14 protein-coding genes and 1 riboswitch are annotated in these 19,979 nt (G+C 53.3%); of the genes, 11 read left to right on the plus strand and 3 right to left on the minus strand.

The annotated features are described in order from the left end of the window. Positions 1-108: 108 nt before the first annotated feature. The 4 genes from BN3277_RS09515 to BN3277_RS09530 all read left to right on the plus strand — a co-directional run bounded on the left by BN3277_RS09515 (position 109) and on the right by BN3277_RS09530 (position 5,801). Positions 109-1,827 carry a methyl-accepting chemotaxis protein gene (locus BN3277_RS09515; protein WP_059042052.1) on the plus strand — a complete coding sequence of 573 codons (1,719 nt, stop codon included), beginning with the start codon at positions 109-111 and terminating at the stop codon, positions 1,825-1,827. A 114-nt stretch (positions 1,828-1,941) separates the two neighbouring features. Next, the gene (locus BN3277_RS09520) at positions 1,942-3,057 is read left to right on the plus strand and encodes a threonine aldolase family protein (RefSeq protein WP_187380056.1); all 1,116 of its coding nucleotides are present in this window, start codon (positions 1,942-1,944) and stop codon (positions 3,055-3,057) included. Next, positions 3,054-3,398 (plus strand): DsrE family protein, encoded by a 345-nt coding sequence (locus BN3277_RS09525; protein WP_059042054.1) that lies wholly within the window; start codon positions 3,054-3,056, stop codon positions 3,396-3,398. Before BN3277_RS09520 ends, BN3277_RS09525 begins: the two co-directional genes overlap by 4 nt. 260 nt (positions 3,399-3,658) lie before the next feature. Next, positions 3,659-3,828: riboswitch (cyclic di-AMP (ydaO/yuaA leader) on the plus strand. 155 nt (positions 3,829-3,983) lie between these two features. After that, the gene (locus tag BN3277_RS09530) at positions 3,984-5,801 is read left to right on the plus strand and encodes an APC family permease (RefSeq protein ID WP_059042056.1); all 1,818 of its coding nucleotides are present in this window, start codon (positions 3,984-3,986) and stop codon (positions 5,799-5,801) included. A gap of 304 nt (positions 5,802-6,105) precedes the next feature. Here the strand turns inward: BN3277_RS09530 and BN3277_RS09535 are convergent, their stop codons facing one another. After that, positions 6,106-8,073, minus strand: coding sequence for a fructose-specific PTS transporter subunit EIIC (locus BN3277_RS09535; RefSeq protein ID WP_059042058.1), 1,968 nt, complete (start codon positions 8,071-8,073; stop codon positions 6,106-6,108). Between the two features lie 117 nt (positions 8,074-8,190). Continuing rightward, positions 8,191-10,137, minus strand: coding sequence for a BglG family transcription antiterminator (locus BN3277_RS09540; RefSeq protein WP_059042060.1), 1,947 nt, complete (start codon positions 10,135-10,137; stop codon positions 8,191-8,193). A gap of 170 nt (positions 10,138-10,307) precedes the next feature. Between BN3277_RS09540 and BN3277_RS09545 the strand changes: the two genes are divergently transcribed. Then, positions 10,308-11,111: a protein-glutamine gamma-glutamyltransferase gene (locus BN3277_RS09545; RefSeq protein ID WP_059042062.1), complete on the plus strand. Its 804-nt coding sequence runs from the start codon at positions 10,308-10,310 to the stop codon at positions 11,109-11,111. 53 nt (positions 11,112-11,164) lie between these two features. Here BN3277_RS09545 and BN3277_RS09550 read toward each other — a convergent pair whose 3' ends face one another. Next, positions 11,165-11,536: a hypothetical protein gene (locus BN3277_RS09550; RefSeq protein WP_059042064.1), complete on the minus strand. Its 372-nt coding sequence runs from the start codon at positions 11,534-11,536 to the stop codon at positions 11,165-11,167. A gap of 189 nt (positions 11,537-11,725) precedes the next feature. Here BN3277_RS09550 and BN3277_RS09555 point away from each other — a divergent pair, with 189 nt between their 5' ends. From BN3277_RS09555 to BN3277_RS09580, 6 genes are all read left to right on the plus strand, one after another. Next, positions 11,726-12,190 carry a VOC family protein gene (locus BN3277_RS09555; RefSeq protein WP_059042067.1) on the plus strand — a complete coding sequence of 155 codons (465 nt, stop codon included), beginning with the start codon at positions 11,726-11,728 and terminating at the stop codon, positions 12,188-12,190. Between the two features lie 63 nt (positions 12,191-12,253). Continuing rightward, positions 12,254-12,955 (plus strand): SDR family NAD(P)-dependent oxidoreductase, encoded by a 702-nt coding sequence (locus BN3277_RS09560; protein WP_059042069.1) that lies wholly within the window; start codon positions 12,254-12,256, stop codon positions 12,953-12,955. A gap of 644 nt (positions 12,956-13,599) precedes the next feature. After that, a complete protein-coding gene (locus BN3277_RS09565; RefSeq protein WP_059042072.1) occupies positions 13,600-15,891 on the plus strand; it encodes a helix-turn-helix domain-containing protein in 2,292 nt (763 codons plus the stop codon). 442 nt (positions 15,892-16,333) lie between these two features. Beyond that, a complete protein-coding gene (locus BN3277_RS09570; protein ID WP_059042712.1) occupies positions 16,334-17,188 on the plus strand; it encodes an ABC transporter permease in 855 nt (284 codons plus the stop codon). A 15-nt stretch (positions 17,189-17,203) separates the two neighbouring features. Next, positions 17,204-18,109 carry a carbohydrate ABC transporter permease gene (locus tag BN3277_RS09575; protein ID WP_059042074.1) on the plus strand — a complete coding sequence of 302 codons (906 nt, stop codon included), beginning with the start codon at positions 17,204-17,206 and terminating at the stop codon, positions 18,107-18,109. A gap of 144 nt (positions 18,110-18,253) precedes the next feature. Further along, complete coding sequence (locus BN3277_RS09580; RefSeq protein WP_059042076.1) at positions 18,254-19,921, plus strand: extracellular solute-binding protein; 1,668 nt, start codon at positions 18,254-18,256, stop codon at positions 19,919-19,921. The last annotated feature ends 58 nt before the right edge of the window (positions 19,922-19,979 follow it).

Genomic DNA, 19,979 nt, shown 5'->3' on the forward strand with positions numbered 1-19,979 from the left:
GGTATTTGTCGAAATAAGACGTTTTGTGTCTATAAGGTTTCGATGTTCTAGCCGATATATGAATCAACTACTTGATACTACTGACAACCAAAATAAGGAGGGGTTATATTGGGAGCCTGGATCAATCGAATAAGAAACATCAAGATCGTGCACAGCGTAGTGATGTTGTGGGTACTCTCCTTGCTTGCCACCACGGCCATCGGCGTGGTTGGAATGAACTCGATTCTAAAGCTGCACCAAACGACGGAGGAGATTACCTCCGAAATTATTCCTAAGCTGAAGGATTGGGAAGATGTGAACGGTCATATGGGGAATCTACGAAATACGGTGACGAAGATCATCGACCGCGATTACGATGAGGCGATGATCCAAACGTTTGAGGGTTTGGACCAGCAAATTACAACGATCCTCGAGCGGAATGTGGCGGCGTCGCAAGGGAACCCGGAAGAAAGTGAACTGGCACAGAAAACCGCTCAAAGCTATCAAAAGTACGTCTCCTATCTTCCAACTTTGATCGAACAGCGCAAGCAAGGCCAAGTGGCCGATAAACAGCTGACGAACGTGGAAATGACGGAAGCGGGGAATGAATTAACCCAGGACATTTTGAATATCGTGGATTACCAGAAACAAGTGGCTGATGAGAAAAGCGCGGCCTCAAAGCTCCTTCATACGAAAAGCCTGCGGCTGTTCACGATCATCTTTGTTGCTTCGCTCCTTCTGATTAGCACGATCTCGATTTTTGTGCTCCTGATGATCCGCACTTCCATGAAGGACTTTATCTCCCGGGTAGAGCTGGTTGCAGAAGGCGATGTGACGGTTCAATTTAACGGAGAGCTCGGCAACGAGTTCGGGATGATGAACCGCGCTTTGAATAAGACCATCGGGGCGATTAAAACGATTCTGCAAACCATCGGACTGGATTCGCAGAAACTCACCGACCAAACCATTGCACTGACGGCCTCCTCTGCAGCGATGAATATGAGCGTAAGCGAAGTCTCAACGGCCATCCAGGAAGTGTCCTTAGGCTCCGTCAATCAGGCGGAAGAGTTGGCTTCTATGACCGAGTCCTTCCAGGCGTTTGGTGACCGGCTGGACGAGATCACCCGCTCGCTGGAGACGGTGGATGAAGTTGCGAAGCAGGCGGATGACAAGGCCCAGAACAGCAGCGGAAAATTGGCCGAATTGGTGACCTCCGTGCAAGGAATTGCCGAATCGTTTAGAGAAACGCAAACCAAGGTCGAAACCTTGACGGGCAGTTTGGCCCGCGTGACGGAGATTACCCGTCTAATCAGCGAGATTTCCACCCAAACCAATCTGCTGTCGCTTAATGCGTCCATCGAAGCGGCGCGTGCCGGTGAGGCAGGCCGGGGATTTGCCGTCGTGGCGGGGGAAATTCGCAAGCTAGCGGAACAAACGCAGTATTCTTCCCAGGGGATCGACGATCTGTTGCAGGAAATAGGACGGGAAATGGACGGGGTATCGGCAACGTCGGCTAAAACGGGCGAAGTGCTGGCTCGTCAATCCGAGGTCGTGAATACAACGATGGAGGCGGTTCAGGAGATCATCCATTCCATTCGGGAAATGATGCCGCAAATCGAAGAGATCACTACCTCTGTTGTGGCGGTTAATGAAGATAAGAACCGCGTCTTGCTCACCGTGAGCTCCGCTTCGGCTGTAGCTGAGCAAAATTCGGCCTCCGCCGAGGAAATTTCGGCATCGGCCATCGAGTTGAACAGCTCGACCGGGGATATCGCCCAATCGATCAAAGAGCTTGAATCGCTTTCGTTCGAAATGATCCGGGAAGTGGAGAAATTCAAATTGGCGTAAAGAGGACCAAGGCCGCCTCGACCCAGCATCGCTTCCTCCTCCAAATCAAGCTATAATAAGCATAAATAAAATCATAGTTTAGGTTGACGACCCGGAGAGGAGCAGCGAAGAGCGATGTACGGAAACGAAGGAATAACAGACAAGAAGACGCTGAAGACGGCTTTCGACCGGACGGTTTATCAGGTGGGAGGTCACGGCAAACGGAATATAGAGGTGCTGAAGCAAGCTTTTGCCGAGATCGACGGGCAACTGGACAGTGACATGTATGGTAACGGGCTTGCTTTGGAAGCTTTTGAAGCGAAAATGGCCGGGGTGCTGGGCAAGGCTTCGGCTGTGTTCTTCCCCAGCGGTACGATGGCGCAGCAAATCGCTTTGCGGATCTGGTGCGAACGTAAGGGAACGAAACGCGTAGCCTACCATCCCTTATGCCATCTGGAGATTCATGAGGAGGACGGCTTAAAGGAACTGCACGGGATCGAGCCGATCCTTCTGGCGGACAAGGACCGGCTAATCAGCTTGGAGGATGTTCAGGGTTTGCCCGAGGGGGTCGCTTGCCTGCTGCTCGAGCTGCCGCAGCGCGAGATCGGCGGACAACTGCCACCGTTTGAGGAGCTTGCGGCGATTTCCGAATACTGTCGGGAGAAAGGCATTCAGCTGCATTTGGACGGAGCCCGGCTATTTGAAGTCCTTCCGTACTATCAGAAAACTGCAGCAGAAGTCTGCGCCTTATTTGACAGCGTCTATATCTCCTTCTATAAAGGCATCGGCGGAATTGCCGGAGCGATATTGGCCGGGGAACCGGAGTTTACGAAGGAATCCAAGGTGTGGAAGAGACGACACGGCGGCGATTTGATTAGCTTGTATCCTTATTTTTTGAGTGCGGATTATTATTATGAGCAACGTGTCGGGAACATGGATGTGTATTACCGGCAGGCGCAGGAGCTCTCCGGTCTGTATAACCGGTGCCATCATCTGAAGACCGTACCGGATGTCCCGGTTTCAAACATGTTTCATGTCCATGCGGATCTCCCTAAGGATCGGCTGGAGTACATCCTAATCGAGGTCTACCGGGAAACAGGGGTTGGCTTAACCCCCTCAGTCAAGGAGAAGGTTGATCAGGGCTGCTCCTTCGAGGTAACCATCGGAGACCGGTATGGCGAGGTACCGAAAGACCGGCTGCAACTGACGTTTGAATTACTTGATCAGAAGCTGAGAGGGGAATCGCTATGAACCGTAAAGTCATTTTTTTGACCACGGACAGCATGGGGAACGGCGAACGGGAGCTCGGAACGCAACTGCTGGAAACGTTCTTGACGTTGTTGAAGCAACGGGAACCGGAGCAGCTGCCTGCAGCGGTTTTTTGTGTGAATCGGGGTGTACTGGCCTTGACTGAACAATCGTTTGCTTCACTGCATCTGAAAGAGCTGGCCAGTCGAGGCGTACCGGTATTGGCCTGCGGGACTTGTGTCAATTATTACGGCATTCAGGATCAACTCGCAGCCGGTGAGGTGTCTAGCATGGGATACTTTATGGAACTGGCAGAGCAATACGAGGTGCTGACCTTATCCTGAACAGGCATCGAATCGAAAAAACACCGTAAGAATACGGCTTCTGCCGTCCCTTACGGTGTTTTTTTATTTCGGACCCTCGTCTATTAATGACTCTATTCCTCGATAATTCAAGCCTGTTTGAAATAATCAAAGCAGGAAGATGATGTATGCGCTTACCTGAACAAGGCGGATCACAAAATCCTGCCAATCGGTCATTTACACTTCTTTACACATTTCGGAGCCGGGAGTATGATGCATCAGTAGCAATTTTATATCTGACAATGACCTGATCGCTGAATTCTGCATGCAGAAACGGGGGAACCAACTGAGACGGGCTTAGTGCCGGTTTCCGGGGTGAATCGCTTGCTTGGCCGTTTTGGCCAAACGGGCGTAGGGCTGCTTTCGTGCCCGAATCCGTCAGCTAACTCCGTAAGCGTCCGAAAGAGGGAACTGTCGCGACTTTTGCCTATGATTTTTAAAAGCGGTCGCGGGAAGGTCCAACTTTCCTGCGGCCTTTTTGCGTTGTTCTTCGCAGGAATGGAGAACCTATAGAGCACCAAATAAGTAGGGCAGAAGTTATTTTGGGGATGAAAAGAGGAGCTCATCATGGTAAACAAAATTAAGCGTGTACTGATCGGGAGACCGATGAAAAGTACCGAAATCGAAGGGGAGAAGCTGGGCAAGTTAAAGGCATTAGCCGTATTATCCTCGGACGCTTTGTCGTCGGTGGCTTATGGGACGGAGCAAATTCTGATCGTCTTGATGGCGGCGGGATTTTCAGCGATCTGGTATTCCATCCCGATCTCGTTTGCGGTGCTTGGACTGTTATTGATCTTGATCCTGTCATATCGCCAAACGATTTTCTCCTATCCAACCGGAGGCGGGGCCTATATTGTGGCGATGGATAACCTGGGGAAATCAACAGGGCTTCTGGCCGGCGGCTCACTGCTGGTCGATTATGTCCTAACGGTGGCGGTAAGCTCCTCGGCGGGGACAGACGCCATCACATCCGCTTTTCCGGCGCTGCATGATGATCGGGTGTTGATTGCGCTCTTGATGATTACTCTGCTGACGCTGATGAATCTGCGCGGGGTGACGGAATCGGCTTCGGTATTGGCTATTCCGGTTTATCTGTTTGTCGTGTCGATCTTTGTCCTGATTCTGTCGGGGCTTTTCAAATATCTGACCGGCGGCATTCACGCAAGCGTACCGGAAATGGGAACCGCGGTTTCGGACATTAGCTTGTTTCTGCTGCTGAAGGCGTTCAGCTCCGGTTGTTCAGCCTTAACCGGGGTCGAGGCGGTGTCCAACGCCATCCCGAATTTCAAGAAGCCAGCGGAGAAGAACGCGGCGGCGACGCTCGTAATGATGGGTGTCATTTTGTGCGCCATGTTTATCGGAATTAGTGCGTTGGCTTATTGGTATGGCATTGCTCCAAATCCAAAGGCAACCGTCGTTTCTCAAATTGCCGAATCAACCTTCGGCCGGGGCGTATTGTATTACGTGATTCAGGCTATCACGGCGCTTATCTTGTTCCTGGCCGCCAATACGGCTTACTCGGCCTTTCCTTTACTGGCGTTTATGCTGGCCAAAGACAAATACATGCCCCATGCCTTTATGGTTCGCGGAGACCGGCTTGGCTTTTCGAACGGGATCATTTTTCTCGGCGTAGCTTCGGCTTTGCTGGTTATCGGATTTCATGGCAACACGGAGAGCTTGATTCCGCTGTACGCGGTGGGTGTATTTATCCCGTTTACGCTGTCGCAGCTCGGCATGATGGTTCGATGGCTTAAGCTGAAGCCGCAAGGCTGGGGATTCCGGTTTGCAATCAACACGATTGGGATGCTGACCACGCTGGGAATTACACTTATCTTCATCATCACCAAGTTTTCGCATGTATGGGTCGTTTTTATTTTCTTACCGCTCGTCATGTTTATCTTTTACCAAATTCATCGTCATTATTTAAATATTGCCGAACAGCTTCGAATCCGGATGGACACGGACAAACCCTGCATTAAAGGCAGTACGATTGTGGTTCCGGTTGCCGGCGTCACCCGCGTCGTCATGAACTCCTTAAGTTACGCCAAATCGCTGACGGATAATGTTGTTGCCGTGTATGTTGGTTTTGATGACGAAGAAATTGACCGCATGGAGAAGAAGTGGGAGGAATGGGATCCGGGGGTTCGGTTAATTACGCTGCGCTCCAGCTTCCGCAGTATTATCCGTCCGATTATGAAGTTTATTGATACCGTGGAATGGAAAACGGCGGAAACCGATCATATCACCGTCTTGATTCCCCAGTTTATTACCAAGCACTGGTGGCAGAATATTTTGCACAATCAATCGAGCCTGTTGCTCCGAGCTTATTTATTTAATAAAAAGGATATTGTCATTGCGACCGTTCCTTACCATCTACAAAAATAGTTCGTTTTGCCGGCTTGACGTATACTAACCTAAATCGAGGAGGTACTCAGGTGCTTCGGACAAAAATCATCTGTACGTTAGGACCCGCCTGCGATTCGGTATCCGTGCGACGGGTACGAGCGCTGATTCTGGCGTTCGCCCCATCATCCGGATAAGACAACCGATGAGATGTTGGCATCGGCAATCGACAGCGCCCGCCGATCGGGTTACATCGAGGACGGGGATACCGTCGTCTTCTCCGCCGGATTGCAAGAAAGGTCCCCCGAAGCCGTTGTCGCAACGGCACGAGGGACCTTTACTTTTGTTAGTGGATTTGATCCAGCAACCGGTAGGCTTCCTGCTTGGTTTTCACCTGAAGCAATTGCTCGCGGAATTCGTCATCCATCAGCTTGCGGGACAGCATTTGCAGAATCTTCAAATGCTCGTTACCTTTGTTTTCGGCGGGTACGGCGATCATAAAGATCAGTTTAGCGGGGGTACCGTCCGCGCTGCTCCAATCGATGCCTTCTTGCTTGATCCCAAACACGACCCGGGGCTTCAGCACCGCTGCCGATTTACCGTGCGGCACGGCTACGTTCATGCCGATGCCGGTAGAGCTCTCTTGCTCGCGCTTTAGAATCGCCTGCTTGAATTCGGCTGAGGTGGTGAGCACACCTTCGGCGTCCAGCTTGGCGATCATCTCATCGATGATTTCGTCCCGCGTCGAGGCGGAAAGCGAAGGCTCGATGAGATCCAGGCTGATGATATCGGTCAGTTTGTTAACCGGATGTTGGGCTTCACTTGTCGGCATGCTTACCGGGCGAACCGCTTCCGAACGCGGCGTTTCGATAGCCGGGGCCGCCTCCGCCACCGCACTTGCCCCAGCGAGTTGAGGTTCAATTTGGTCTTTCTTCAGCAGCTTGATCATCAGGGCTGTGACGATGGAACCAACGATGACGGCGACGAAGAACATCAGGATATTGTCAACGGCGCCAAGCACGGCAACGATCGGTCCGCCGTGGGCGACACGGTCGCCCACGGCGCCCAGCATGGCGATAACGGAGCCGGCCATCGAGCCGACCATGATACTTGGAATAACGCGCAGCGGATCTTGGGAAGCGAAGGGAATCGCCCCTTCGGTAATCCCGAACAAGCCCATGGTGAACGCCGCTTTACCGGACTCTCTTTCCGCGTTATGGAACTTGCGTTTGAACAAGAACGTAGCCAGACCCAAACCAATCGGCGGAATACAGATCGCCACCGCGATCGGGCCCATGATTTGATAGTTACCCTCCGCGATCATCGCGGAGCCGAACATGAACGCCACCTTGTTGACCGGTCCCCCCATGTCGAAGGAGATCATGGCGCCAAGGATCAATGCCAGCAGTATCGAGCTGGCCCCTTGCATGCTGGCGAGCCAGCTAGTGAGCGATTCGAACACCTGAGCGATCGGGCCGCCCAGCAGGTAAATGAAGGCGAGGCCAAGGATCAGCGAAGACAAGACCGGAATGATGATGATCGGCATGATCGGCGTGATGGCCTTCGGCACTTTCCACTTTTTGATCCACAGCGCGACGTAACCGGCCAGGAAGCCGGCGATGATCCCGCCGATAAAACCAGCACCGGCTTCACTTCCGTAGAAGCTGCCATTCGCGGCGATATAACCGCCGATCATCCCGGGAGCCAGACCCGGACGGTCAGCGATGCTAAACGCGATGAACCCGGCTAACACCGGAACCATAAACGTAAAGGATGCGGCCCCCAGCTTCTCGATCGTTTTCCAGAACGAGTCCTCGGGAATTTGCAAGCCGCCCGGCGTAGGGACGCCGCCGATGGAAAGGGCGATAGCGATCAGAAGACCGCCGACGACGATAAACGGAATCATATAGGAGACGCCGCTCATCAAGTGGCGATAGAAGGCATTTTGCTGCTTGGCGCCGGTTGGTTTGGACGGTGTGCCTTCCCCGTTGCCCTGTCCTTTGTAAACAGGCACATCCCCGGAGATCATCTGTTTAATCAGCGTTTCGGGGTTCCGAATGCCTTCTTGCACGCCGACGGCAATCAATTTCTTTCCGACGAACCGGCTTTTGTCTACCGTTTTGTCAGCGGCGATGATGATGCCGTCCGCTTGGCGGATATCTTCTTCCGTAAACTGGTTTTCCACTCCGATCGAGCCTTGGGTCTCGACCTTCATGGCAATGCCTAGCTTATCGGCGGCTTTTTGCAGATTTTCCGCCGCCATGTACGTATGGGCAATCCCGTTGGGACATGAGGTAATCGCCAGTAATTTCATGGATTTTTCCTCCTGTAATATAGATCGAAATCGTTTACATGACCCATCTTAACGTAAAAGGAACGGCGGAAAAGAACTTTATCTTACCGGAAGTTCCGGAATAAACAGATTATTTCCCTATAAGCAACTGAGAAGCTCCTCGGGGGTTTGTGCCTGCACGAGCCGTTCGACCGTCGATGGCTGTTCGCTGAGCAGGGACAGGCGCTGGAACAGTTTTTTCGTCATCTCTTGCTCCTGCGGGGCGAGCGCCAGCATAAATACGATGGACACCTTCTCTTCCTGCCATTCCAGCGGCTCTTGCAGAGTGGCAACGGCGATCCGCGAGGTTCGAATCAGCTTAGGATCCCCATGCGGAATCGCGATACCGCCGCCGATGGTTGTAGACGAAATTCGTTCCCGCAGCAAAGCTTGATGTGCGTAATTTGTCTCGACATACCCCTGCTTCGCCAACTCATTTGCCATCAGCTCGATGAGCTCAAATCGATGACCGATGGCCAGCCGCGGAAACACGAGCGACGGCTGGGTGTACAAGCTGAGAATTGAACCGGCATGTTCCGCTTGCCCGGATTCTTGATCCAGCTTGCCGATGAAGTTGGCGATCTTCTGCACTTCCCCGGGCTCCAACAGCGGGGACACCGTGATGGACGGGCGGGTGACATGTTCCAGGGGAACCGTGGAGATGATGAAGTCGACCGAATGGTGTGATAAATACCCAGGGAGGTCCGCTACCCGAACGGAATCCAATACTTGCAGTTCCGGGAACTTCCGCTCCAGCTTGGAACGCAGAATGTGCGACATGCCAACTCCCATATGGCAAACGGTCACGATTCGCTTCCTATCCTCGATAGGTTGGCTGAGCCGCTCTACCGCAGCCTGAAAATGCAGCGTCAAGTATGCGGCTTCCTCCTCGGGAAAAGCAAATGGATACCCTGTGCTTAACTCCCGGGTCGCATCAATCACCATGTCGAACATGTAGGGGTACATTTTTTTGATATCCTGCAGCATCGGGTTCGATACTGGGAGTCCATAGCTTAACCGATTAATGGTGGAATATAGATGGATGCGCAGTCCTTCCATCAAGACCTCATCTTTACTAAAATCCACCCAGGTCAAGGCGGACATCTTCCGAACGAGCGTCTCCGCCATGCCGCGGGCTTCGGCCGTATCCGTCGTCGAAGCCGCTCCGGGGTCCGCCGTTTCGATCCGCGCCTTGGAGCGGATCTTCCCGCCCAGAATATGAGCGGTTAGATAAGCCGCCTCATCCTCCGGAAACCGTACCGCAAAAAGGCGCTCCAGCTTACGGATGAAAGTTCCGGTCCAGCGAAACTCCTGCTTCCCGCGAACAAAGATTTTCTCCTGCTCGGAGAAGGAAATGGGCTGCTTCAGCTTCGTGCGCCGAACCATCAGCAGCGTATGAATCAGCAGGTTGTCGAACGCCTCATCTGTAAACGCCAGCTGGGCGTCAAGCTCAAGCTGCTTGAGCTCCCGGGTGACCATGTCCAGTTCATGGGGAGCAAACCGATCCTTAATGAACGACTGGCCGGCTTCGCCGGTGAGTTGGGACAACCTGGACAACGCCGCCCGCTTATCCCGTTCCATCCCCTCGATCAACACGCCGACTTTTTGCTTGGAGACAACGGTTAGATCTCGTTTATCAAGCCATTCCCGCAAGGTGTCTAAATCCTTTTTGATGACGGTCTTGCTGGTATAGTGTTTGTCAGCCAGCTCTTGAATCGTGACCGGCTTCGTCTCCATCAGCAACTGGTACGCCACGGCGATGAGTCGCTCCTCTTCCGTCTCTTGATCCTTATGTTTTGCGGAATTACGTAGCTCTGCAGCGATTGCGGCTTTGTCCGACTTCGAAATGTCCAAGGTGACCCCTAATCCGGGTTTGCGGACCAGACGGGCGTTTGATGATTGGGTCAAATACCTGTCGATTTCATCCAAATCGTTGCGTATGGTTTTTTCCGAGCAGCCAAAGTGCAGGGCGATATCCCGGATCACCAAGTGAGGCCGGGTTTCGGTCAACAGCATATGTATTAAGTCCTTCTGACGGTTGTTCATCGTTTCGCGTCACCCCCTTGCTATGGGATTAAAGTGTTCGATTCGCGCCATCCTTCACTTCGTGTAGCATTTCTGGATCCGGCAGATTCGATACGGGCGGGCACCAAACCTGGCCTCCGCACGTACACTAACCTAGATTCACCCGAATATTGACAAGGAGGGGAACAGGTTTGATCCTTCTGCCGCCAAAAGATAAGAGGCAGCTGTCCCAAATCCAAATGACGCTGCCTGCGCTTCAAAGGGAAATCGTGGAGGCTCAAGAAAGAAGCCCGGTGCCCTATCGTTACGGTTCTTTAGATGAATTGCTGTTTGAGCTGAGCCTGCGGAACTCCATCGTTGATTCCGCGCTGGCGCTCAATCAGAGCGGTGCCCAATTTGCCGTCTACCGTAAATCCCGTTGCAATGAGATGTACTGGAACCGCACGGAGGAAGGAGGGTTTCGGCTGAAAAACGGAGTGGCGCCGTCGGATGCTATTATGGACATCTATCGGAACGGTCCACTTTACGGCTTCGAATGCTCCATGGCCATGATGATTGTGATGTATAAGGCGGTGCTCGATCAAATCGGCAGCCGGGCGTTTAATACGTATTTTACGAATCTGCTTCTTTACGATTGGCAGTATGACAGCGATCTCGGTTTTCGTCAAGGAAGTCTGCGGTTAGGTCCTTATCCCGGGGATATTCTCTATTTCAAAAATCCGGACCATAACCCCGAAACCCCGGAATGGCAAGGGGAGAACGTGATTATGCTAGGGGAAGACCGCTACTACGGCCATGGCATCGGTATTCGTTCTTCCGCCGGAATTATCGAAGCGCTGAACCGCCGAAGAAAACCCGGCAGCCGAAAATCGGCGTATTTGCTCGATACGATCATTTACCCCAATTACGAGCATATCCGTTCTTTGCGGGGCGTGTATGCCCGGATCGGCAGCAGCGTATATCGCCGCCGCGGCACGGACTCCGGCCAGGCTTAAGCAAATAAGGCCTCCTGCGGTTGCAGGGGGCCTTATTGCCGGCTTGCATGTGATTAGAAGAAGAAGGGGAAGAAGAATCTTCGGAAGAAGAAAAACGGGTAAGGCCGGCGAATAAAGCGGCGGAAGCGGCGCGGATAGCCATAGCCAAAACCTCCGCCGAAGGGATAACCGCCGCCATAAGGGAACCCAAACGCGCGATCATCCATATCCCCGACCGGAACGAGCAGGTACACGTGGTCATCGTCCATTCCGTCGATGATCCCTTCATACATTCTGCCGTCGGACCCTTCCATTTGCATCAGATGGTGGTGATACTTTTTACACATTTCCATCATTTGTTTCTTCTGGTCGTACCCCATCGGTTCTTGACTCATCGGGCTAACTTGGCTTGGCGTGCCGCCGTAAGGCGAATACATCGTGGGCATTCGAATCCATTCCTCCTTTGTTCTTGCTGCAGTATATTCGCGGATATAGGCATTTGTGCGATAGGTTCTTGTACCCGTTTTGCCACGATCGTCTTGTACCGGAATGGACCCGAATATGCTAAGATGGGGATGCATTGGGCATGGCCTTATCCAACGACATTTAGGAAAAAAAATGAGGAGCGATCACACATGGACAAACAACCGTTAGGCACCAAAGTGATTACGCAAATCGGAATTATCGTTAGGGATATCGAAGCCGTTTCGCAAGCTTACGCGGATTTCCTCGACGTGGAGAAGCCGGCATGGTTTTGGACCGACGCCGTGGAAGTGGCGAAGACGGAATATCAGGGAGCGCCGTCCCCAGCCCGGGCGAAACTGGCGTTTTTTGATTGCGGCCAGCTGCAGTTGGAGCTGATCGAACCGGATGAGCATCCGAGCACTTGGCGGGACTTCCTGGAGGAGAAAGGGGAAGGCATGCACCACATCGCCTTCGTGATCGACGGGATGAAGGAGAAGATTCAACTGCTCGAAGGGCGCGGCATGCCACTGTCGCAAAAAGGGGAGTACACCGGCGGACGTTATGCTTATATGGACGCTACGCGTGACCTGAAGCTGTGGATCGAGCTGCTGGAGAACGACAAGAATGACAAGTAAGCGATGATCGTTTCAAGAAATGTAAACGGATTCATGAACAAACCAAGGAGGCAAGGTAGGATTATGAAACTGATTGTGACGGGAGCGGGCAAGGGACTTGGACAGGAGATCGTTGGCGAAGCGCTGCGGCGCGGCCATGAGGTGGCCGCCGGCATTCGCTCACTGGAGACGAACGTGGAGACGTTGGAAGCTCTGCAGGAGGGGGTGCCGGGGAAACTGACGCTGCTGGAGTTGGATGTAGATGAGGAGGAGTCGGTCGCCCAAGCGAAGGAGGCAATGGCCGAGCGCTGGGGCACGGTGGATGCGCTGATCAACAATGCGGGTATTTTGCTGGCACGGGAGCAGTCGATCGAGCGTTTGGAGTTCGCCGCCGTGGAGAACACTTTCCGCACCAATCTGTACGGCCCGATGAAAATGGTGAAGCATTTCCTGCCGTTACTAAAGGCAGGGAACCGCCCGTTGATCCTCAACGTCTCTTCCGAGGCAGGCTGTTTGGCTGGAGCGTACGGCGGAGATTACCCATATGCATTGTCCAAAGCTGCGCTGAACTATTTCACCGCCCAGCTGCGCAAGGAGCTGGTGCCGCAAGGGTTCGCGGTGTACGCCATGCATCCGGGCTGGATGCGCACCCCGATGGGCGGCAGCCAGGCGCCGGGCGACCCGCGGGATTCGGCGCGGTCGATCCTCGACCTGGCCGAGGGTAAACTCGAGGCGGACACCAACGCCGTGATGATTGGCATCGACGGGAAGGCGATGCCGCTGTAGGCTGTAGGCTGCGGCGTCCCGGTGGACACGCCGCCGTGGAGGGCAGAGGGCAGCGGGAAGGCCGGATGTGTGGCGGTGCCGGTGCAGGGGATCCGGTGGCTTGCGTGAACCGTGGCGGGTGGCTGGCTCACCATGGCCGGTGGCACATCCCGAGCCCGGTGCGTACCCGTTGGCGCAACCTGGGTCCGGTGCCTATAGGGGTACCCGTCAAGCAACTAGTGATGCAGCTTCCATTTTGGATTACTTTTGTGCAAATAAGGCCCTTTTGGGGCCTTATTTTTGTGGGATCGACCGCTATTATTACCGCCCATCCGACCGCCGGGTACATGTCCATTACCCCTTAATCCAATCACCTTCCTCTAATCGCCGAACCCTCTTGCCCTTCACCGTACGTTTCTGCAAACCCGCATCGCTACGCGGTTTTCTCGTGGACAAGCCGGGAAAAATGTACGCTTCGCTACCCAGGAGTACCTATCCAAGCGGATCAAACCTCGATATGCTTGGAATGATGGGGCGCATTTGCTGCCGCTAGACAGAATAAAACAGAACTAGATATAATGATGGAACCGAAAAGGCGGGCGGCTCGGCCTAAATGACAACGCTTCCAAATTTAGCGCTACCAATTCAGATGGGGGGGTCATCCCATGCTTCGGCATTCCCGGGTTTTCCGCAGCTTTCTGATTTCTTACGTCGCCATCTTGCTCATTCCCTGCATCGGAGGGTACATCTCCTACCGGACGTCCATCAGTGTTACCGAGTCGATCTCGATCGAGAACAGCGTCATCCAGCTGGAAAAAAGCCAAGAGCTGCTCGAGCACCGGATGGCGGAAGTGGAGGGCATGACCCGGCAGCTGGCGATCAGCCAGGAGATTAACGCCCTGATGAACGACCGCGGCACTGAAAGGGACGTCTACGGCATCTGGAAAGCGATGCGCAACGTGCTGACGTTTGGGCAAACCAACGATTTTTTGCGGAACTACTTTATCTATTTGGCCAACTACAATTTGATCGTGACCTCCGGTTCCTCTTTCCGGCCGGAGCATTATTATGAATACTTCCATTACGACAACCTGTCATTGGAAGATTGGGAGCAGCAGGTGCTGGGCAAAACCCACCGCAGCGAAATCAAGCCGCTGACGCCGTTTACCGAGCGGGACGCGAAGACCTCGGTCATCACGTATATGCAATCGCTGCCGCTGGACAGCTTTAACGATACGTCCCCGGCGATTGTCGTTGTCCTCATCGACCAGAAGACGATCGCAGGTCTCCTCTCCGGCCTGACGGAACAAAGCGGCGGCTGGGTTCATATCTACGACGCGGAGGGAAATACGATTTTCCTCCAGGGCGAAATGGTGCCGGATATCGCCAAGCTGCACGCCAATCCCGGATTTGATGAGAACAAGACGAGCCAATTCTATGGCCACGATCTGGTGATCACCACCCGCTCGGATAAGAACGGCTGGGTCTATCAGGCCGGTATTCCACGAAGCATGCTTATGGAGAAGCCAAACCAGATTAAGCAAGTTTCGTGGATGATTACCGGCGGCGCGATGGGCATCGGCCTGCTGGTGGGCTTGTTCCTGGCCTACCGAAACAGCCTTCCGATCAATCGATTGATCAGCGTGATGAAGGAGCAGTTTGGCAAGGACGAGGACACGGGACGCAACGAATTTGACTTCCTGAGCGGGAACATCGCAAGCATGATTACGAAAAACAAGCTGCTGGAGTCGGACCTTCACCGCCAGCTTCCGTTGGTGCGCGACGCCTTCCTGAGGCGGTTGATTGCCGGTGAATTCGAATCGCGGGACGAAATCGCCTCGGCGGCGGCCCAAGCCGATATCGCGTTACGTCAAGGCGAGGGTTACGTGGGGATTCTGCAGATCAACGGTTATGCCGGGATGGATACCGTGGAGGTGCTGAACGAGCTAAACGCCGCAAGGCTGCTCATGAAGCAAGCCGTCACGGAGCTCGCCGGGCCCGTACCGATGATCGATTCCGGGTCGGACAAAATCGTCCTGCTGTTCTTCTCCGAGGCCAACCAGCTTCCGGGTCCGGCGGAGGAGGAGCGGATTACGGAGCTGATGGAGTCGCTCGCCCAGCATGTGTTCGCCGAGTACAAAATCTCCCTGCAAGCCGGCTTCGGCGAACCGTTCGCCAGCGTGATGGAGGTGGGGCAATCCTTCGATCAAGCGAAGCAGGCGCTGGAGTATGCGGTTTACCTGAACAGAAAGGGTATTCTCTGGAGCCATGAAACGCAAATCGAAAACACGACCTACTACTATCCGCTGGATACCGAGCATCGCCTGATCAGCACGATCCGTGCCGGGGAGCTGGAGGAGGCGCAGAAGATCATCGATTCGATCATCGCGCACAACCAGGATCAACGCGAGCTGTCCGTCGAGATGAAACACCAGCTGGTTGGTGAAATGAAGGGCACGTTCCTCAAGCTGCTGGATCAGAAAATCTTCCTGGAGTCCCCGCTGTTCGAGAGCGTCAAAAAGCGAATCATCGACATCGGATTCTCCGAGCCGCTTGAGTCGATCCAACAGGAGTTCCATGCGATTATGCAGGAGTTATGCGGCTTTATCGCCAACAAGAAGAAGGATTCACACGCCCAGCTGATCAAACAGATTTATCAGTATACGGCCGAGGCCTATGCCGACCCCGATCTAACGTTGTATAAGGTCGCGGAACAGGTGGAGCGACCGGAGAAATACATTTCCCAGCTGTTTAAAGAAGTCACCGGGGTGAACTATTCCGACCATCTGATCAAAGTGCGGATGGACCAGGCCGCGGTCCTGCTGAAGGAGAGCAGCTATACCGTCGACGAGATCGCCGCCCGGGTTGGGTACAACAGCTCGCATTCGTTCCGCCGGGCGTTCAAGCGGTTAACAGGCATTTCGCCAAGCGCTTATCGGCAATCTTGCCAGGATTGATCCACAGTTCCTCCACTCCCGTTTATCTATATCACACCCGCCATTGCAGCGGCTGTACCTTCCGATCTAGGAAGGTGCGGCTGCTGCTTTCTTTTTTAGGAATAATGGCTCCCGGCCCGAAGGATGACCCCCGAAAAACAGGAGATCTGTACGCCAAAAGACGGAAGTGTACCTGTTCAACGCCGCCAAACATGCCCTATGATGACCTCGTAAAGAAAACGCTACCAACCATCGCAGGCCATCTGCTAAACCTATGCTTCCGAAGTAAGTTTTGTTTGAAGCTGTCTTTAGGAGGTGGCGCTTACAAAACGTTTTAGGGGGAATTGTTCTGGAAAAACAACTTGCTTTCAAGCCGGATTACGTCCCGGACGCCACGCGCAAGGCGAGCTACTGGCGGGTTGCGCGCCGTAACATCAAGAAGCACTGGCAGCTGCATTTGCTGGTGATTCCTCCGGTCTTGTTCTTTCTCATTTTTAAATATTATCCGATGCTGAATGCGGTGCTCGCGTTCAAGGACTACAACGTCATCAAAGGCATTTGGGGCAGCCCGTGGGTGGGCTTCAAGCATTTCCAATTGTTCTTCGAGAACCCGCAGTTCTGGACCTTGGTGAAAAATACGGTTTTCCTCAGCGGTTACTTGATCCTGGCCGGATTCCCGATCCCGATTCTGCTGGCGCTGATGATTAACGAAATTCGCGGCGGCCGTTTTAAGAAGTTCGTGCAGTTGGTTTCCTTTGCCCCATATTTCATTTCGACCGTTGTAATGGTATCGATCATCATGCTATTTCTGGCGCCTCGGCTTGGCTTTGCCAATATCGCGCTCAATTACTTTGGACTGGAGTCGATTAACTTCCTGGGCGAGCCGGGCATGTTCCGTTCGATTTACGTTTGGTCCGACATTTGGCAGACTGCGGGCTACAATGCCGTGATCTATCTGGCGGCGCTAGCAGGAGTTGATCCCACCTTGTATGAAGCGGCGAAGGTAGACGGGGCCTCGCGATTCCAAAAAATCCGCCACGTCGACTTGCCCGGCATCGTACCGACCATCGTGATCATTCTGATTCTGAACGTCGGCAACGTAATGGCACTGGGCTTCGAGAAGGTGTATCTGCTGCAAAATCCGCTGAACCTGGTCAATTCCGAAATCATCGCGACCTACGTTTATCGGATCGGTTTGCTGAACGCCAACTACAGCTTCGCTACCGCGGTTGGCTTGTTTAATTCCATCATCAATCTCGTGTTGCTGCTGACCGTCAACGGTTTGGCCAAGCGGCTTACGAAGAACAGCATCTGGTAGGAAAGGAGTGAGGGTATGGCAGCTACAGCAATCCCCAAGAGAAGAATCAAAGAATCGGCGGGGGACCGGATCTTTATCGGCGTCATCTACGTCATCCTGACCCTGTTGGTGATCGTCGTGCTTTATCCGCTGGTCTATATCATCAGCAGCTCCATCAGCAGTCCGGCGGCCGTCACATCGGGCCGGGTCTGGCTTTGGCCGGTGGAGATATCCTTTAAGGGTTTTGAAGAGCTGTTCCGCCGAGGCGAGGTGATGACCGGGTATCTCAACTCGATTTTCTATACGACGGCCGGGACCCTCATCAGCGTCACGTTAACGATTATGATTGCTTATCCACTGTCGCGCCGGGCGTTCTTCGGGCGGAACGCGCTGATGATGGTGATCACGTTCACCATGATCTTCAGCGGCGGCCTCATTCCGACCTATATGGTGGTGAGGGGGCTAGATCTGATCGATACGCGTTGGGCGCTTTTGATTCCAAACGCGATTTGGGTTTGGCAAGTCATCATTGCCCGTTCGTTCTTCCAGTCCTCCATTCCGGAGGAATTGCTGGAGGCCAGCGAAATCGACGGCTGCAGCGACCTGCGGTTCATCTGGAGCGTGGTGCTGCCGTTGTCCAAACCGATCATAGCCGTGCTGGTGCTGATGTACGCGGTGGGGCAATGGAACGCGTATTTCGACGCCTTGATTTACTTGAAATCGGCAGACCTGTTTCCGCTGCAGCTGATTCTGCGAAGCATTATTATCCAAAACAACAGCGGCAGCAACATGGATGCGATCGCCATCGTCGAGAAGCAACAGCTTGCTGAGTTGCTGAAATACTCGTTGATTGTAGTCGCCACGTTGCCGGTGCTGATCATTTATCCGTTTGTGCAGCGGTATTTTGTCCAAGGGATGCTGGTGGGTTCCGTAAAAGGCTAATCATCGTACCGCGTAAGCCCGGAAATGGCGGTTGCGCCTATAGGCTTCTGACCTCATTATAGAAGGAGGTGATGCTCTCGATTGGCACCAAGAGAGTTGCGGAAGGGAAGCGAATGACATCTATCAAAAAGGGAGCGATCAAATTTGAAGAAAACCCTGTTAAGCATGTTCATGCTGGTGCTGGCGATTACGCTGGTTCTCAGCGGCTGTTCGGGCAAAAATACAGAGAGCTCGAACGGTGCCCAAGGCAACGGCTCGTCCGGGAGCGCCGAATCGTCGAAGCCGGTGGAAATCAGCGTCTTCGCCGTTCAGGAGTCGGGCATCGACATTCCGACCAACAAGTTTACGAAGTTTTTGGAAGAGAAATTCAACATCAAGTTTAATTGGCAGATCAACCCGTCCGACGGCGCGAAGGAGAAACGCCAAATCTCGTTGGCGAGCGGCGACTATCCGGAAGCTTACCTGCTGACGGCTTACATCGACGAGTTCTCGCAAGCGGACGTGCTTAAATACGGGCAACAGGGAGTATTGATCCCGCTGAACGACTTGATTGACAAATACGGACCGAATATCAAAAAAGCGATGGAAGAATCTCCGGAAATGAAAGCGCTGTATACTGCCCCGGACGGAAACATCTACGGGCTGGGCGCTTACACGGAGTGCTTCCACTGCTCCTATCCGAATAAAATGTGGGTGAATACCGAGTGGCTCAAAAAGCTGAACCTGGAAGAGCCCAAAACCATCGAAGAATTTAAGGCCATGCTGCAAGCGTTCAAAACCCAAGACCCGAACGGCAACGGCAAGGCGGACGAAGTGCCGCTCAGCGGTTCCATTGAGGATTTCGGCGTACGCATCGTGCCGTATCTGATGAACGCGTTCGTGTATGACGACGACCGAAACTATTTGAACATGGAAAATGGGAAGGTGGTCTCGGCAGCGATCAAGCCGGAATGGAAAGAAGGTTTGGCTTACATCAAATCGCTGTATGATGAAGGGTTGATCGATCCGGGGGCCTTTACGCAGAACGCTGAAGCTTATAAGAAAATCGGCGAAAATGCGGATGCGGAAATCCTTGGTGCTGGAGCGGGGATGCACCCGGCGATTTTCGTCAACATCGATCCAGGCAACACCCGTTCCGCACACTACAATCCGCTGGCACCTTTGTCGGGACCGGCCGGGGTTTCGTTCGCCACACATGATGCTGGCGGTGTTACTTCTGGAGCTAAGTTCGTGATCACGAATAAGGCCAGTGAGGAAGTGCAAGTTGCTTTAATTAAAGCGATTGACTACATGTATACGCCGGAAGGGCAAACCAACGCCGGATCCGGTCTGAAAGGCGAAGACTGGACCGATCCGGAGCCGGGGGATAAAGCGCTGGGCGAAGGCGTCACGCCGATGGTCAAACAAATTCCGTTGAAAGAAGGCGAAGCGCCGCGCAACGCGGGCTGGAGCGGGATGGGCCATTTCTATATGCCAAAGGAATACCGCGATACCTGGGTTCAAGGCGAAGACATTTATGCATCGGACGGTTATGAACGCAGATTGTATAACGCCACGCTGTTGTATCAGGGACATGAACCGAAGGAGATTTTCCCGATCTGGTCGATCTGGATTGATCCCAGCGTGATCGATGAAGCCAGCATGCTGCAAACCAACTTGAAAAATTACATCGAGCAAAGCCAGCTGCAGTTTATTACCGGCAACAAGGATCTGAACAAGGATTGGGATAGTTATGTGCAAGGCTTGAAGGACTTGAAGCTGGACCGCTATCTGGAGATTTTGCAAAATGCGTATGACCAATCGGCGAAATAATTCGATACTCTCGTTGTCGCGTCTACCCTTGGGTGGATCGTGGCGCGGATCAAGGAAG

Origin of the sequence: Paenibacillus rubinfantis (assembly GCF_001486505.1) — a bacterium.
Lineage (GTDB): Bacteria > Bacillota > Bacilli > Paenibacillales > Paenibacillaceae > Fontibacillus > Fontibacillus rubinfantis.

Excerpts from the sequence above, each read along its gene's own strand:
- BN3277_RS09520 (WP_187380056.1), top strand. The coding sequence starts at position 1,942 with ATGTACGGAAACGAAGGAATAACAGACAAGAAGACGCTGAAGACGGCT.
- BN3277_RS09525 (WP_059042054.1), top strand. The coding sequence starts at position 3,054 with ATGAACCGTAAAGTCATTTTTTTGACCACGGACAGCATGGGGAACGGC.
- BN3277_RS09530 (WP_059042056.1), top strand. The coding sequence starts at position 3,984 with ATGGTAAACAAAATTAAGCGTGTACTGATCGGGAGACCGATGAAAAGT.
- BN3277_RS09535 (WP_059042058.1), bottom strand. The coding sequence starts at position 8,073 with ATGAAATTACTGGCGATTACCTCATGTCCCAACGGGATTGCCCATACG.
- BN3277_RS09540 (WP_059042060.1), bottom strand. The coding sequence starts at position 10,137 with ATGAACAACCGTCAGAAGGACTTAATACATATGCTGTTGACCGAAACC.
- BN3277_RS09550 (WP_059042064.1), bottom strand. The coding sequence starts at position 11,536 with ATGCCCACGATGTATTCGCCTTACGGCGGCACGCCAAGCCAAGTTAGC.
- BN3277_RS09555 (WP_059042067.1), top strand. The coding sequence starts at position 11,726 with ATGGACAAACAACCGTTAGGCACCAAAGTGATTACGCAAATCGGAATT.
- BN3277_RS09560 (WP_059042069.1), top strand. The coding sequence starts at position 12,254 with ATGAAACTGATTGTGACGGGAGCGGGCAAGGGACTTGGACAGGAGATC.
- BN3277_RS09565 (WP_059042072.1), top strand. The coding sequence starts at position 13,600 with ATGCTTCGGCATTCCCGGGTTTTCCGCAGCTTTCTGATTTCTTACGTC.
- BN3277_RS09575 (WP_059042074.1), top strand. The coding sequence starts at position 17,204 with ATGGCAGCTACAGCAATCCCCAAGAGAAGAATCAAAGAATCGGCGGGG.